Origin of the sequence: Chryseobacterium oleae (assembly GCF_900115055.1) — a bacterium.
GTDB classification, from domain to species: Bacteria; Bacteroidota; Bacteroidia; order Flavobacteriales; family Weeksellaceae; genus Chryseobacterium; species Chryseobacterium oleae.
Window position 1 is genome coordinate 141,628 of the sequence record NZ_FOVD01000006.1, and the last position, 16,918, is coordinate 158,545.

General features: G+C 39.5%; 13 protein-coding genes. 8 read left to right on the forward strand and 5 right to left on the reverse strand.

Annotated elements, in window-relative coordinates; genetic code table 11:
- Window positions 1–193 precede the first annotated feature (193 nt).
- The 4 genes from BM143_RS17805 to BM143_RS17820 form a co-directional block, all read right to left on the reverse strand.
- Entirely contained in the window at window positions 194–835 is a 642-nt protein-coding gene (locus BM143_RS17805) for a 50S ribosomal protein L25/general stress protein Ctc (RefSeq protein WP_090026013.1), read from the reverse strand.
- 56 nt (window positions 836–891) lie between these two features.
- Complete coding sequence (locus BM143_RS17810) at window positions 892–1,830, reverse strand: ribose-phosphate pyrophosphokinase (RefSeq protein ID WP_090026015.1); 939 nt, start codon at window positions 1,828–1,830, stop codon at window positions 892–894.
- An 85-nt stretch (window positions 1,831–1,915) separates the two neighbouring features.
- On the reverse strand, window positions 1,916–3,478 hold the full coding sequence (locus BM143_RS17815; protein WP_090026017.1) for an SGNH/GDSL hydrolase family protein: 1,563 nt from the start codon (window positions 3,476–3,478) through the stop codon (window positions 1,916–1,918).
- A 10-nt stretch (window positions 3,479–3,488) separates the two neighbouring features.
- Window positions 3,489–4,727 carry an OmpP1/FadL family transporter gene (locus BM143_RS17820; RefSeq protein WP_090026018.1) on the reverse strand — a complete coding sequence of 413 codons (1,239 nt, stop codon included), beginning with the start codon at window positions 4,725–4,727 and terminating at the stop codon, window positions 3,489–3,491.
- A gap of 278 nt (window positions 4,728–5,005) precedes the next feature.
- Between BM143_RS17820 and BM143_RS17825 the strand changes: the two genes are divergently transcribed.
- The 7 genes from BM143_RS17825 (at window position 5,006) to BM143_RS17855 (ending at window position 14,771) form a co-directional block, all read left to right on the forward strand.
- The gene (locus BM143_RS17825; protein ID WP_090026020.1) at window positions 5,006–6,436 is read left to right on the forward strand and encodes a PSP1 domain-containing protein; all 1,431 of its coding nucleotides are present in this window, start codon (window positions 5,006–5,008) and stop codon (window positions 6,434–6,436) included.
- Window positions 6,429–6,893, forward strand: coding sequence for a gliding motility lipoprotein GldH (locus BM143_RS17830; RefSeq protein ID WP_090026022.1), 465 nt, complete (start codon window positions 6,429–6,431; stop codon window positions 6,891–6,893). The genes BM143_RS17825 and BM143_RS17830 overlap by 8 nt, the downstream gene beginning before the upstream one ends.
- Window positions 6,894–6,899: 6 nt before the next feature.
- Window positions 6,900–9,278 carry a penicillin-binding protein 1A gene (locus tag BM143_RS17835; RefSeq protein ID WP_090026024.1) on the forward strand — a complete coding sequence of 793 codons (2,379 nt, stop codon included), beginning with the start codon at window positions 6,900–6,902 and terminating at the stop codon, window positions 9,276–9,278.
- A 75-nt stretch (window positions 9,279–9,353) separates the two neighbouring features.
- On the forward strand, window positions 9,354–10,895 hold the full coding sequence (locus tag BM143_RS17840) for a protein adenylyltransferase SelO (RefSeq protein WP_090026026.1): 1,542 nt from the start codon (window positions 9,354–9,356) through the stop codon (window positions 10,893–10,895).
- Between the two features lie 88 nt (window positions 10,896–10,983).
- Complete coding sequence (locus BM143_RS17845) at window positions 10,984–12,315, forward strand: T9SS type A sorting domain-containing protein (RefSeq protein WP_167375312.1); 1,332 nt, start codon at window positions 10,984–10,986, stop codon at window positions 12,313–12,315.
- 260 nt (window positions 12,316–12,575) lie between these two features.
- Window positions 12,576–13,418 (forward strand): T9SS type A sorting domain-containing protein, encoded by an 843-nt coding sequence (locus BM143_RS17850; RefSeq protein WP_090026030.1) that lies wholly within the window; start codon window positions 12,576–12,578, stop codon window positions 13,416–13,418.
- Between the two features lie 75 nt (window positions 13,419–13,493).
- A complete protein-coding gene (locus tag BM143_RS17855) occupies window positions 13,494–14,771 on the forward strand; it encodes a DUF6080 domain-containing protein (protein WP_228430882.1) in 1,278 nt (425 codons plus the stop codon).
- Between the two features lie 46 nt (window positions 14,772–14,817).
- Here BM143_RS17855 and BM143_RS17860 read toward each other — a convergent pair whose 3' ends face one another.
- Complete coding sequence (locus tag BM143_RS17860) at window positions 14,818–15,375, reverse strand: sporulation protein (protein ID WP_090026032.1); 558 nt, start codon at window positions 15,373–15,375, stop codon at window positions 14,818–14,820.
- A 182-nt stretch (window positions 15,376–15,557) separates the two neighbouring features.
- On the opposite strand from BM143_RS17860, the gene BM143_RS17865 reads away from it, so the two are divergent.
- Window positions 15,558–16,916: a c-type cytochrome gene (locus BM143_RS17865; protein ID WP_090026034.1), complete on the forward strand. Its 1,359-nt coding sequence runs from the start codon at window positions 15,558–15,560 to the stop codon at window positions 16,914–16,916.
- Window positions 16,917–16,918 lie beyond the last annotated feature (2 nt).

Sequence of the window (16,918 nt, forward strand, 5' to 3'; positions counted from 1 at the left end):
ATTTTAAATTAGATGGCTCTTATTTAGAACACTTCAAATTTACGGCTTTTTTTCTGAAAGGAAGTATCGGATGAGCGGGTGATACTTGTCAGGTGATAGAAAGATTCGATAGATGATTTATCTTTTATCCTATGCATAAAAAAACCTGCCAATAAATTGACAGGTTTTATATGGTTTGTTGAATAAGCAAATATTATTCTGCTGTAGCTTCTTCTGCTGCCGGAGCTGCACCTTCTTCAGTTGCACCTTCTTCATCTTCATCATCTTCTACTACTGCACCACCTTTCATTGCATTTCTAGACATCTTAACAGCTACTACAACTGCATTGTCAGGGTGTACAAAAGAATATCCTTCAGTTTTGATTCCTCCTACATAAAGTTTGTTACCAATTCTTAATGGAGTTACATCCACAACGATCTCGTCTGGTAAGTTAGCAGGAATAGCTTTCACTTTCAATTTTCTGAAAGACTGACGTAAAACACCACCAGCCACAACACCTTTAGAACGTCCGGTAATTCTTACAGGAACTTCCATAACTACTGGCTTATCATCAGATAACTGGTAGAAGTCTGCGTGTAAAATTTTGTCCGTAATCGGGTGGAACTGAATATCCTGAAGAACTGCCGGAATAGTTTTTCCGTCTAGTTCAATAGATACCGTGTGTGCTTCAGGAGTGTATACTAAACCTTTGAATGCTCTCTCTTCAGCAGAGAAGTTCAATGGCGCTTCACCTCCATAAACAACACAAGGAACTAATTCAGCATCACGTAAAGCTTTTGTAGACTTTTTGCCCACGCTTTCTCTTTTTGTACCTTGAATTGTAATAGATTTCATTTTATAAAAAATTTAAAAATTTGTTCAGTTTAATTTTGCAATCCGCTAAAAACCAATTAGATAATAAACTTACTACTGATTGATTGGTGCTCATGAACCATCTTCATAACGTCCGCAAATAATGGGGCGCAAGATAGCACTTTTATTTTAGATGACAAATTATTTTTAACAGGAATTGAGTCAGTTACAATAACTTCCAACAATTTAGAGTTCTCAATATTCTCGTATGCTTTTCCGGAAAGTACTCCGTGAGTTGCCATCGCTCTTACTGATTTTGCTCCTTTTTCTACTAAAATATCTGCAGCTTTGCAAAGTGTACCTGCCGTATCGATCATGTCATCGATAAGGATTACATTCTTCCCTTCTACATCTCCGATAAGGAACATCTCTTCTACAACGTTTGCTTTTTTTCTTTCCTTGTAAGCAATTACTACTTCAGCCCCTAAGTGACCTGCATAGTTTTTCGCTCTTTTCGCACCTCCCATATCCGGAGAAGCTATCGTAAGATTATCCAGGTTCAATGCTCTGATATAGTCTACAAAAACACTTGAAGCATAAAGATGATCTACCGGAATTTCAAAGAATCCCTGAATCTGATCTGCATGAAGATCCATCGTCATGATTCTTGTTGCTCCAGCTGCTGTCAATAGATTAGCTACCAGTTTGGCACCTATCGGAGCTCTTGGCTTGTCCTTTCTGTCCTGTCTTGCAAGTCCGAAATAAGGGATTACAACAGTAATACTTTTTGCGGAAGCTCTTTTCGCTGCATCAATCATTAATAGAAGTTCTAAAAGATTGTCTGCTGGCGGGAAGGTAGATCCGATTAGGAAAACTCTTCCTCCTCTTACAGATTCATCCAGAACAGGTTCGAATTCCCCGTCGCTGAACTCCTGAAAGTTGATTTTCCCTAACTCTTTCCCATAATGCTGGGAAATTTTTTCTGCCAAGTCCCTGCTGGTTCTTGTACAAAATAGATAACTTAACTGATCGGCCATTTTTACTTTTTAAAGATTTTGCAAATTTAAAAAAAAACCACAAGAATTACTCTTGTGGTTTCTAACTTTTTATTTTCCTGTATTATTACGGGAATTTCACTCCTGAATATTTATTAGGATCTACCTGTGGTAAAGTAGATTTATACTTCGCGTTGATCGATTTGATAAATTCATTCGCAATCACTGCGTAGCCTCTTCCTGTAAGGTGAACTCCATCAAGAGAGAAAGCTCCTCCGGTTACAAATTTAGCCGTATACTTCACCCCATCGAAGGTAATTCCAGACTTTCCATTAAGCTCAATCATTTTAGCATTACCGTCTACAAAAGCCAGTCCATAAGAATCAGCCAGTGATTTGATAGATGCGTTATAAGCATCTACTGCGGTTTTCACATAAGAAGCTTCTATTTTTGTTAGTACATGCTGGTTTTGCAGTGGATAAGAAATCCCATACACATTGGCAGGGGCTGGTGCTCCCGGTGCAACAGTTCCGATTAGAGAACTTGTTGTAAGAAGGACATAATCATCTGCCGTAGCCTGTCTGGCCTGTCCGAAGATTTGCCCAAACGCAGCTGCTGTAAGTGCTCCTAAAGAAGGTGTCAAAGCAGCAGTAAGCTGTGGTCCCAGATCTGTAAGTGCAACATCCTTGATTAAAACAGGGTTGGAAGAAGTAGAAGAAAGTAAATTAATTCTGTCTCCAGCTCCGAAAGCAGTAAGCGCCTGCTTCAATGGCCCGTATAAACTTGCATTAAGCGTTGCTAAATTCGCTCCCAATGTTGTAGGAGTTAAAGGATTGTAAGGCACAGTCGTAAAGAAAGGAATAGAAGTAACGTAAGGAATATTTCCAATCACTCCTTTTGTGGTTCCTACACTTTTAAGACCATCCAACACACCTTTAATAGATCCCGCTACAAGATTAGGATCAGAAATATCATTTGATTTATAAGTTAATGGATTTACATTTCCAGTCTGCACTACCGCCGGTGTATAAGTCGTAACGGTTCCTACAGTCTGAGAATTCGTTCCTCCGTTCGTAGCATAAGATAATACATCATTATTTCCAATCCAAAGAGAGAAGAATGTAGGCTTCTGAAGCATTGCATCCTGTAAAACAGAAGTTGTTGCAGAAGAAGCAAATCTTACAAAATATGGATTGGCAGCTCCTAAGGCAAGGTTAGCTAAACTTCCGTAACCTGGTGCAACCAAGTGAAAAGACTTCGCTCCGGGAACTCCCATATTCTGGTATGGTCTACCGGCGCTCACATCATCCAACGCTGCAGCAGGGCTGCTTGGAACCGGACTTAAGCTTCCGCTGGAAGTCACCGTAAGATTCAGTTTACCAGGAAAACCTGGCAGTCCAATAAATCCACCCACATCATTAGGCATCAAAGGTTGCTTAAATGCACCACCGCCAGCCAGTTTCATCTGCATAGCGATAATACTTGGATAGGATTCATTTTGTCCACTGCTGTAAAGTGCTCCATCTCTGTAACCGGAAGTTAAAGAGTTCCCCAAAGCAACATAATTGGAAAAGTTGGCTTCTCCGCTTGTCACCTGGATATCTTTTACATCAGTATCAAAATCATTCTCACAGCTTGTTGTCAAAAGAAGTGCGGAAACGGCAAGTGTTGATATTATAATTTTTTTCATAGTCTTTCAATTAAAAAGGGTTGTACGATAAACCTAAACCAAAGTAGAATGCCTGAGCTTTTGCCTGTCCGTTAAAGCCAATGGCTGCATTTCTTACATCTCTGGCCTGAGGCAATGCATATCCTCCCGCTACATCCACTCCAAACTGCTTTAATTTAAACCCAACACCCCCTGTAATAACATAGGTATTGAATGAAGGAGTTTCCGGAATAAAGTGATCATCCGTATAAGGAGACTCATCATAATAAGCACCCAGACGTCCGAAGATCATATCAGTGAATGCATACTGAGTACCCAATCTGAATGTTTTGGAATTTCTGAAGTTTTTAGGAGCAACCAATACGGTAGGATCCGGCTGATTCCCCACTGGAGCATTAGCAAAATCTAAAGTAAGCTTGCTGTATCTCTCCCATCCGTGGTAGTTAAAGTCAGCTGAAATCAACCATTTTGGGGTCACTTTATAGGTTAAACCAATGGTATATTCTTCTACCAAAGGAAGTGTTGCTGTAAATTTATCCTGTCCTGTACTTGGATCAAGTCCTAACAGAGGATAGATAGCTGCTGAAGGGAACTGAAACGTAGCGGTTCCTTTTTTCGCCTTCATATCTATAGGGGAACGGTAAGCGATACTTACATCTAATTTAGGATCTGGTCTGAAATAAAACCCGAATCCATACCCGCTTCCGCTGGCTTTTTCGTCTTTAATGTTTAGTTCGCCGCCAAACTGTGTTACGGCTTTGTCCCAGTCTACTTTACCTTTAGCATAAATATAGCTTGCTCCAAAAGATACCCAAGGAGCCAGTTTTACAGATACCATCGGTTGGAAATAGAAACTTTTCAGTTCCAGCTTCTGCACCAATTCTCTTCCTTCCCAGTCGCTTGGCCACTCGATCGTACTCCCAAAAGGTGTACTGAAACTGAAACCAACAGAAAGGTTCTCTATCGGTCTATAAGCCACTGCAGCGTATAACGGAGTCCCTATAGGATTATCTGTGGATGTACTCTGTAGTGTATTCAAGTTTTGAAAAGTAACTTTATTACTTGCACCAAACCCTCCTGCCACTATACTCAGTTTAGAAGGAATGAATGACATACCCGCTGGGTTAAAGAATGCCACACTTGCATCTTCGGCATGAGCACTAGTATGCGCCATTGCCAATTGTTTCACTCCCTGCAGAGATACCCTGAAGCCTCCCGCATAAGATAAAACACCCGCCAATAAAGCAGTTGATACTAATATTTTTTTCATAGACTGTTATTATATAACCCAAATATAAAATTATTTTGAATACGCCTGTTAATATTTCTTAATATTTTAAACAATATCCTAAAAGAAAATTATGTTTAAAATAGCACTTTAGAAATACATTCACTTAAACGCATACTGTATAGTAACTTATCAACTTTTTAAGGATCGCATATTTTTCACGTTTAATGTTAAACAACAGCGATATTGAATATTTAAGTATTTTAGAATTGCATAAAGATAAATTTACATAAATTTGCAAGATTATAAAAAATAGTTATATGAGTTGTGGATGCAAAACATCCGGCGATTCTGCCCATTCTTGCGGACCCAAGAAAACCGCGAATGGTTGTGAAAGTGTAAATACCTGTGGTAATAGTTATAAATTAAGTGTTTTCGATTGGCTTTCTAACATCAACAACCCCGCATCGAACAGGTGCGACCTTGTAGAAGTTAGATTTAAAAATGACAGAAAATCGTTTTATAAAAATGTAAATAATATTCCTTTACATATAGGTAGCGTAGTAACAGTAGAATCGAGTCCCGGACACGATGTAGGCGTTGTAAGCCTCACCGGAGAATTAGTAAAGATTCAGATGAAAAAGAAAAAATTTCCTGAAGAATCGATACTCAAAATATACAGACAGGCTAACCAGAAGGACCTTGAGGTTTGGCAGGAAGCCAGAAAAAAAGAAGATGGTGTAAAGCTTGAAGCCAGAAAGATCGCCCATAGAATCGGCCTTGAAATGAAAGTTACTGATGTAGAATATCAGGGAGATTCTTCAAAGATCACCTTTTATTACACGGCTGATAACAGAGTGGATTTCAGACAGTTGATCAAAGAGTACGCAGGCGCTTTCAGAACAAAAATCGACATGAAACAGATCGGTTTCAGACAGGAAGCCGCAAAAGTAGGAGGTATCGGATCATGTGGAAGAGAACTTTGCTGTTCAACATGGCTGACCGATTTCAGATCTGTGAATACCAATGTCGCCAGATATCAGCAACTGAGCATTAACCCGCAAAAGCTTGCAGGACAGTGTGGTAAGCTGAAATGTTGTCTTAATTACGAACTGGACAGCTACCTTGATGCATTAAGCCACTTCCCTTCTTCATCCACCACATTGGATACGGAAAAAGGAAGAGCCTTCTGTATCAAAATCGACGTTTTCAAAAAGAAAATGTGGTTTGCTTATGTAGACAGCTCAATGGCCTGGTATGACTTTGACATTGACCTTGTTAAGAAATTAATCGCAAAAAATAAGAAGGGCGAAAGAACCCCTCCTCTGGAAGATCTGAAACAACCTGATACGCCTGTTCAAAGCATCGACCTGATCCAGGAAAACAACGTGGACAGATTCGAAAAGAAGAACAGAGGAAACAACAGGAACAGAAACCAAAACAGACCGAATAACAACGGACAAAACCAGGGAGCACAGCAGGGACAAAGCCAGGGACCAAAGAAAAACAGACCGGAAAGGACTGAAAGAACAGAGAGACCTGAAAGACCAGAAAGAGCTGAAAATCCTAATGCTAATGCCAACTCCGGAAATCAGCCAAGGCCACAACAGAAGCCGCAGCCTAAACCGCAACAGCCAAAAGCACAGGTAGAAAAGACAGATACCCCTTCTGATCCTGAGAAAAAACAGCAAAACCCGAACAAGAAAAATTTTAAAAAGAAATATCCTCCAAAAAAAGATAAAAATGCGTAAAATTTTAGGATTATTACCTCTTATCCTTTTCTTTAGCTGCCAATCTTCCTCGGAAGAAAACGTCATCATGAATTCCGTTAATAACAAATGGAATAAGAAAAGTGAGCAAAAATTTAATCTTGAAGTTTCAGATCCGCAGAATCCTAAAAATATTATATTTGTCGTAAGAAATAACAATACGTATCCTTACAGCAATATAAGATTTATTGTAAACTTCACCAATCTGCAGAACAAAAAGAAGGAAACAGACACCCTGAATTACGTTCTGGCAAAACCAAACGGCGAATGGCTTGGTACAGGTTTTGGTGATACGAAGGAAGCATTATTTCAGTATAAATTGAACTATAAATTTCCGGGAAAGGGCAAGTATGAAATCAGCCTGAAACAGGCGATGAGGAATGACAACCTTCCGGGAATTGAAGATGTTGGAGTAAAACTAGAAACGGCTAAACCGTAACCATCAATGGAAGACAACAGAAAAAACGCAGGAAATAAGGGAAAAACCTTCCCTCTTCCTCCCAAAAAGAACAAAAATACCTCTTGGAAAAGATGGGTTAAATTTATTTGGATTGGACTCATTGCGGTCGTTTTAGGTATTTCAGGACTTTTCTTTGCCGTTTCCCAGGGCTTTCTTGGAGAAATGCCGGATGTAAAAGAACTGGAAAACCCCGATATCTATGTGGCTTCTGAAATCATTTCATCAGACGGAGTTTTGCTTGGAAAATTTGAGAAAGAAAAAACGCAGCCTATCACCTATAAACAGCTTCCGCCTTATCTTATCTATGCTTTACAGGCAAAGGAAGATGAGCGTTTCAAAGAGCACTCAGGAATTGATTTAAAGTCCATTCTGAGAGCTGTACGATATGGAGGAGACAGAGGTGGGGGCTCTACGATCACTCAGCAGCTAGCTAAACTGTTATTTACCAAAGAGCCTTCTAAAAACCCGATCAAAAGGGTTATCCAGAAATTAAAGGAATGGTCTGTTGCGGTAAGTTTAGAAAAGCGATATACCAAAGAAGAAATCATTACGCTTTATTTCAACAAGTTCGACTTTACATACAATGCGAACGGTATTGAAATGGCTTCCAAGATCTATTTCAATAAAACCACTTCAGAACTTACACTTCCGGAAACAGCAGTTTTCGTAGCGATGTTAGAAGCTCCGATTGCCAATAACCCTATGAGAAATCCTGAACGTGCAAAACGAAGAAGGGATGTTGTTTTACAGCAAATGTTTGAAACAGGGTATATAGATCAGACGACTTATGACAAAGCAGTGCGAACACCGGTTGAGACAGATTATCACCCAATCAAAAACATCAGTGATGACTACTCTGCTTATTATAAGTTTTATTTAAGAAAAGAAATCGACAAATATCTTGAAGGTTATGAGAAAGAAACCGGCAAGAAACTTAATCTTTATAAGGACGGTTTAAAAATATATGTAACTCTTGACTCAAAAATGCAAAAATATGCAGAACAGGCTATCAAGGAGCATTTAACAGACCTTCAAAAAAGATTTGATGCAGAACAGAGAGGCAGAAAAAACAGACCGTTCTACTACCTTACAGATAAGCAGGTAACGAGTGTGATGAACCAGGCCATGAAGAGAACCGGCCGTTACAAGCAACTGAAAGCTGCAGGAGTTCCTGAAGATTCTATTTTAATGGAATTCCACAAACCTATCAAAACTTCCCGTTTTACGTGGAGCGGAGAGGAAGAGGTGGAAATGTCACCATGGGATTCTATCAGATACCACAAACAGATTGCACAGGCAGGTTTAATGTCTATGGTTCCTGGAAGTGGAGAGATAAAAGCGTGGGTAGGAGGTATCGACTGGCAGCATTTCCAGTATGACCACATCAAACAGGGGAAAAGACAAGTAGGATCTACCTTCAAGCCTTTCGTTTATGCTACCGCGATTATGAAACTGGGCATGACTCCATGTTCAACGGTTTCTAACGGAACTTATGATCACAAAGGATGGCACGTTCCGGGAAGAGGAGGAATGCTTACCTTGAAAGATGCATTAGCCCACTCACAAAACCCCGTAGCTGCACGTCTTATTGAAATGACAGGTGTTGATGCCGTTATCCAGACTGCAAGAGATTTGGGAGTAACAGAAGATATTCCGAGAAATAATACCATTGCCTTAGGTTCATCAGATATTACCATCTATGAAATGCTAGGTGCCTACAGTACTTTCGCCAACTATGGAAACTACAACAAACCGGAGATGATCTGGAGAATTGAAGATGCCAACGGAAGGGTAATCAAAGAAGTAAATGTAGAGCCAAAAGAAGTCATGAACCCAATGTACGCATACACCATGATCGAATTGATGAAAGGTGTTGCTCAATATGGTACAGCTTCCGGAGAACTGGGAAGAAGAGGAATCTCAAAAGGTGTGGAAATTGCTGCTAAAACAGGTACTACACAGAACAACTCTGATGGTTGGTTTATGGGAATCACTCCTAAACTGGCAACAGGAGCCTGGGTAGGCTGGGAAGACAGAGCGACCCACTTCTTTGGAACCGGTGAAGGTCAGGGTGCTAAAATGGCATTACCGATCTGGGCGATCTTTATGAAGAAAGTCTGGGCCGACAAATCATTGGGAATTACCCCTGATGATAAATTCACCAGACCATCCGACTGGAAGGACGGATGTTCGAACCTGAAAGGATTAGGTGAAGGATATGGAGATGACGGAGGACTTCAGACAATTGACGAGATCAAAAACCCAAGACCTGCTGATCCTGCTCCAAAAAGCAATACAGATAAAAAAGAGGAAAACATCAATGACAATCTTCACTCCACCGATGAGGTAGATTTCAATAAATAAATTCTCTTTTAGAAATACATAAGACCTTTCAATAATTTGGAAGGTCTTTTCTTTTATAATTAATACCTTTGATCTATGAATATTGAACAGATCAAACAACCTTTCACCGATATATTTCCAGGGGATCTTTCTGATAACCCGATGCAACGAAACACTCCAAAAGTTCTATTTGCCACTGTAAAGCCTGCCGGTTTTGATAGGCCAGAGCTTATTGCTTTTAATCAAACACTGTCAGAAGAAATAGGTCTTGGCCTCTATGAAGAAAAAGATCTGGATTTTCTTGTGGGAAACCATCTCCCTGAAAATGTAAAAACCTACGCCACAGCTTATGCAGGACATCAGTTCGGAAACTGGGCGGGACAGCTTGGAGACGGAAGAGCGATACTTGCCGGGGAAATCATCAATAAAGACGGAAAAAAGACGGAAATTCAATGGAAAGGAGCTGGTGCCACTCCTTACTCGAGACATGCAGACGGAAGAGCCGTACTGAGGTCTTCCGTACGTGAATACCTGATGAGTGAGGCAATGTACCATCTTGGCGTACCTACAACCAGAGCATTAAGCCTGGCCTTTACCGGAGAGGATGTCGTAAGAGATATGATGTACAACGGAAATCCTCAGCTGGAAAAAGGAGCTGTAGTCGTAAGAACTGCTGAAAGTTTCCTCCGTTTCGGGCATTTTGAACTGATGTCTGCACAAAGAGAATATGACACTTTGCAGGATCTGGTTGATTTTACAATTGACCATTATTATCCGGAAATCAAAGCAGAAGGCATTCAGAAATACAAAGAGTTCTTTGAAAATATATGCACCAGAACTGCAGACCTTATGACGGAATGGTTCCGCGTAGGATTTGTTCACGGGGTAATGAACACGGATAATATGTCTGTTTTAGGATTAACGATAGATTACGGTCCTTATTCCATGATGGATGAGTATGATCTTAATTTCACGCCAAATACGACCGATCTTCCGGGAAGAAGATATGCTTTCGGAAAACAGGGTCAGATTTCGCAGTGGAATCTTTGGCAGCTGGCCAACTCCCTTCATCCGTTAATTAAAGATGAAAAGTTTCTGGAGGATACTTTAAATCATTATGGAACCTATTTCTGGAGAGCTCACGACCAGATGTTGTGCAAAAAATTCGGTTTCGACGAGCTTAGAGAGAGTGATGAGGAGTTTTTCACCAATTGGCAGGGACTGATGCAGGAACTTCAGCTGGACTATACTCTATTTTTTAACCAGCTTGAAAAATTAAATCCTGAAAGTGATATGAAATCACTTTTTGAAAAGGTTTCCTATGTCGTTTTATCTGACCAGAGGGTAAGAAAACTGGAAGATTTCGCTAAAAAGTATGAAGAAAGACTTTCATCAAATACCATTTCAAGAGAAGAATCTTTATCGCTGATGAAATATTCAAATCCAAAATTTACCCTTAGAAATTATCTTCTTTACGAATGCATTGAGGAAATCAATAACGGAAGCACTGAAATACTTGAAAGATTGACGAAGGCCTTAAAAAATCCTTATGAAGAATTATACCCCGAATATTCTGTAAAGAGGCCATCTGCCTATGATGATACTACCGGATGTTCTACACTTTCCTGCAGTTCGTAATATATAAAATACACCATTTCTGCTATTTAGATAGATTATTTCCACCATATTGATGTTTTTTTTATTATTTTTAGAAAAAAATATCATCATGAAAAGAATTCTACTTTCTGTTACAGCATTATTGATCAGCTCTGCTGCATTCTCTCAATATTGGACCACTCAAAACTCAGGATTTGCAGCCGCTTCAAGAGGAATCACCAGCATGGAAGTCTTTGATGCCAATACGGTTTGGGCTTTTGCCTATAATGGAGTAACGACAACTGCCAACGTTCAGGAGTTTACAAAAACATCTAACGGAGGTGCTACCTGGACAGCCGGAAGTATCAACGTCGGCAATTCCGCTTTAAAAATCACCAACATCTCAGGCGTAAGCGCTACAACAGCATGGGTGGGAGCTTTTGACAATACAAACGGATTGGGAGGTATCTGGAAAACTTCGGATGGAGGCGCTACCTGGACCAACCAACATATGCTAACTACCGCAGGACAATCCTGGACCAACTACGTCCATTTTTTTGATGCTAATAATGGTATTATTGGTGGTGATCCGGAGAGTGGTGAGTTTGAAATTTATACAACAGCCAACGGAGGAACAACATGGACCAGAGTTCCTGGGGCAAACATTCCAGATCCTCTGACAGATGAATACGGCTATAATGGCGGATATTATTCTGTAGGCAACAATATATTCTTCTATACAGGAAAAGGAAGAATTTACAAATCAACAGATAAAGGTTTAACCTGGACCGTATTAGCCACCAACTCTATCATAAGTGATTTTGGAGGCGCTACTGTAAGCGGAGATATGGCATGGAGTGATGCAAACACGGGAATAATCGTAAGAAAAACGTTCACAGGTCAAACCCCTACCGGACTACAGCTCCACAGAACAACAGATGGAGGCGCCACGTGGTCACAAGTTACTTTCACTGGAATTACCGCAGCCAATAACATCAGCGATATCACCTATGTACCAGGCACTAGTATTTTGGTAGCAACAAGTTCAGCAAGCACCAGCGGAGGTTCCTGGAAAAGCAACAACGGAACTACATGGACTGCTATAGACGCAGTACAGCATTTAAGTGTAAAATGCTTCAACGCAAGCACTTGTTATTCTGGAGGATTCAACACATCTGCCACTGTTGGAGGAATGTTTAAGTCTACACAGGTACTTGCTACATCTGAAGCAGTGAGCAAGGCAAAACAAATATCAGTTTACCCTAATCCTACAAAAGGGGAAATCAATATTAAAACGGAAGAAAAAATAAAAATGATTTCTGTCGTAGATATGTCCGGAAAAACAGTCATCAAGACCGATTCCGGCAAAACCGATCTATCTTCACTGCCAAAAGGGACCTATATGGTGAAAGCAGAACTGAGCAACGGTACATCGATAACTGAAAAAGTGATCAAACAATAATGATCTTACTTTAAAGCATATTTAAAACTCACCTCTTCCGGTGAGTTTTTTTATTCTAAAAATAGAAATTAAGAAATTCTTGACCAATTTCGCATTCCGAACACTCCTATTCTTGAAAAAGATGCTCGCTTTTCAATACAGCCTGTACGTTTTACATCTGCTTGCAATTATTTCTTTATAAATTGCAACAATTTATCATTTTTGTTAAATTTTATATATTATATTATTATTTTTCACTAATTTTAGAAAAAAATATTATCATGAAGAAAGCTCTCTTTTCTCTAGGTTTATTGCTTGCAATAACAACCTCTAATGCACAGACAATTCTATCGGAAGACTTTGAAGGTGCAACGTTTCCTTCTGCAGGATGGACCAGAACCCAAACAGTAGCCGGCAGACCCTGGCAGCTTACCAGCGCATTTCCTACAAGTACCTCCGGATTCCTTATTTCAGGAACAAAATCTGCTGGTGTAGATTACATCAATCAAAGTAATAATGCTACATTGGTAAGTCCTGCGTTTTCACTTGCAGGTACAACAACACCCGTTTTAAGATTCAAGGTAAAGGTAGGCTGGAATTATATGATCGGCCAAAATCTTGGAAATCTTACCGCTCAAATTTCAACCGATGGAGGTACAGCATGGACTACTCTTTGGGATGAAGATACAGAAGCAGGATTTACAGATGACGGCGACAACAATCCGGCGACAGACCTTTACAACACTGTATCCGTACAGAAAGCGCTTACCGCTTATGCTGGGCAGGCTAACGTTAAAATCAGATTTCAGTACATCGCTAATGATGCAGATGCCATTTCTATAGACGACATTCTGGTTTTAGGAAACGCTACTTTAGGCACTCAGGAAGCTTCTTCTAAGGCTAAAGACGCGGTAGCCCTTTATCCTAATCCTACAAAAGGAGAAATCAATATCAAAGCTGAGCAAAAAATCAAATCTACTACAGTTTTCGATATGACAGGTAAGTCACTTCTTCAGAACGATACTGAAAAAGCAGATATCTCTTCACTTCCAAAAGGAACTTATTTAGTTAAAATCAGTTTTGCTGACGGAAGTACTTCTACAAGAAAAGTGATCAAGCACTAATCAACATCATCATAAAGATTAAAACTCACCAACCATGGTGAGTTTTTTTATTTTATTTTTGCAAAAAACTGACACGTGTCTTTTATTAAAACAAAACTCATCCACCTCTTAAAACAGGTCTTCCCTTCTTCTTATACAGAATTGGCGGTATTTATATTCTTCCTGACCTGTTACGGAGCGTTGGGCACTTATATTGCGCTTCATTACCGGATCATTTTTGACAGCAGAATTCCGTGGGATGCTTATTTCAGTTTTGACAATAAAGCAATCGTGATGACCGGTGGAAGTTTTGAAAGACACCCACTGGCCTATTACTTTTTCAACTGGGTCAGAGAGTTCTCCCTATTGATCTCAGGAGGAAAAATGGATGCTACCTTCAGACTTACCCTTGCCTGGCTCAGCAATACGGCCATCAGCCTGTGCATGGTACAGATTTTCAAATACCTGAAGAATATCATCAGACTACCATTAATGATCAGCTTACTTATCATCCTGTTCTTCGGCTTATTTTCTACCAGCATCATTCTATCTTTTACCCCTGAAAATTTCACCTATACTCTACTGCTGCTAAGTATTTACAATTATTATGCAGCTGTAAAACTCAGAAAAGAGGAGAAAATACCCGGATCAGCACTTACGCTTGCCGGAATTACCATCGGCGGCCTTACCATTACCAACCTTGTTAAGGTTTTTATTCCGGTACTCTTTGAAAAAAATCTATTTCGAAGCTGGAAAAAATTTGGAAATGCAGCTTTTCGAGTGATTCTTACCATAGCAAGTTTTGTATTTCTTTATCTATTAAGGATTGATTTTAAATATGAAAACATCTTCTCAAAAACCAACCAGCAGTATGAAAAATTCTCCAATGTAGAATCTATTCCGGATTGGGATATGATGCTTTCCTACTTTTTTGGCGGCAGTATTCTGTTCCCGAGTTTCATGACGACGGACAAACATAATATGAAAGGTTTCGATTTTAAAGGTCTTTTAATGGAGCCCTATTCGTCTTCATTTTGCTATGCTTTTATCATCATATTATTAGGGCTTATTTTGTGGAGTTATATTAAAAACTTCAGAAATAAACTGGTCCAGATGATCATCATTTCTTTTTTAGTTGACATTGTCATTCACTGCATCATGCGGTTTGGTCTCCACACGTCTTACATCTACGGAGGACACTTTGTTTTCGTGTATCCATTGCTTTTAGGCTGGCTGTTTTACGCTTATAAATCACAACCGAAGATCTTATCCTTTCTGATGATAACTCTGGTCATTCTATTCGTTTTCCTGCTGGCCAATAACCTGTACAGAATGTCAGATTTTTTTCTCTTTTTAGAAACTTACTATCAATAAAAAAGCCGGGACAATTCCCGGCTTTACTTTTATATTTTTTGACGACTTATCTCGCTTCTGAACAGAAAATTCTGTACTGTACTGCAATCGCCGATTTAAAGTATTCTCTTATCTTCGACAGATCAGATGCTGCACTTTGTTTTGTGAAATAACTTCCTGCTAAAATTTTATAGTTAGGTCTCAAAGAAGCATCCGTTTCCACTTTCAGGTTCGGGAACCTTTTTCTGAAATACGATTTCACCTCGTTGGCCTCTTCATTACTCTTAACCGTAGTGATCTGAATTTTGAATCCTAGAATCCTCGGATTTTTTCTACAAATCTCTGCATTGCTCAATTCTCTGCTCGGAATATAGATTTTGGGTGGTTTTGTGGTATTCACCATTCCACTATCGGTATTATTTTCTCTAACGGAAGAACCCGAAGGACCTCCGGCAGTCCTGGAACATTTATCTTCAATTCCTCCCAAAGCAGCACTTACTTTGGAATCCATGGTCATAATTAGCTCTGTTCCGGACAGTGTGTCTTTTTGAACAACCTGTTGGGCTTCAATACTATAAAACCCAAATAAAGATATTATTGAAAATATTTTGATTAAATTTCTCATTTAAACTTGTTTCTGCAAATCTATTAAAATTAAAAAATTATACCAAACAACACTATTTAGAATCAATACAAATTAAACGTAAATGATATTTTCCCTTTTCCATATACCGTTAAATTCCTGTTAAAAATATTATTTTTGCGGAATTGATTGGTTCAATATTTTACTAACATAAGATAATTTAAATGATTAGTTGGAGAAAGCATTATAAACAAACGTTGATCGCAATAGGCTTATTGCTATCGACAAGTGCTTCAATTTACGGGCAAGACGGCGATCCTAAAAACGGAGAGAAACTTTTCAAAGCAAATTGTACTGCATGTCACGCACTGGACAAACAGGTAATAGGGCCACCTCTAAAGGGTGTCGTAGAACGTGTAAAGACAGAGGGTGGTGTAGACAAAGATTGGCTTCACAAGTGGATCAAAGACAACAAAGCTCTGAGAGCTTCTGGGGATAAATACGCCAATGAGATTTTCGAAAAATTTAATAAGACTGAAATGTTGCAGTTTCCTAATCTTACAGAGAAGGACATTGATGACATTTTAGCGTACACAACTAATCCGCCGGCGCCAGAACCGCCAAAAGCAGATAAGACTACCGCTACAGACGGAGCAGCAGCTGCACCAGCAGATAAGACCACTTCAAGTGTTGTTATTATCTCGCTTCTTGCCATTGCAGCTTTATTGGTTTGGATCTTAATTAAACTGAGACAATTGGTTAAATTAGGTCAATCCGAAGACTTAGCAGGACTTAACGCAACAAGAGTTAAATCTTTCAGCGAAATTTATGAGAAGTACCACTACGTAGGAAAAGCAGTATTGGGTATCCTTGCCCTTCTTGCCGCTTACGGAGTTTGGAACTGGATCATGTGGATCGGTGTTTACAAAGGGTACAAGCCTGAACAGCCTATCTACTTCTCTCACAAAATTCACGCGGGAGAGCAAAAAATCGACTGTCAGTTATGTCACTCCAGTGCCAAGTATGGTAAAGTATCTGAGATTCCATCTATGAACGTTTGTATGAACTGTCACAGAACAATCTCTGAGTACAACGCAGACCACTACATGGAGCCAGGAAAAGATAAAGCATTCTACGACGGTGAAATCCAGAAGATCTATGCCGCTACAGGCTGGGATCCTGCAAAACAGGTATACACTGGAAAAACACAGCCGGTTGAATGGACCAGAATCCACAACATGCCAGACTTCGTGTACTTCAACCACTCTCAACACGTAGTAGCAGGTGAACAAGCGATCATCAATTCTTTCAACAAAAAGAATCCTAACAACAAAATTGATGTTGTATGTAAAGCTTGTCACGGAAAAATTGATACAATGAATGTTGTTCAAATGGCTAACGACTTCACTATGGGATGGTGTATCGAGTGCCACAGAACGACTGAGGTTGATATGAACAACGGTTATAATAAAGAGTACTTCAAGAATCTACATGACAAGTTGAAAAAACAATATCCTCAGGATGGCGGTAAGATCACTGTAGATGCAATTGGAGGTCTTGAGTGTGGTAAATGTCATTATTAATA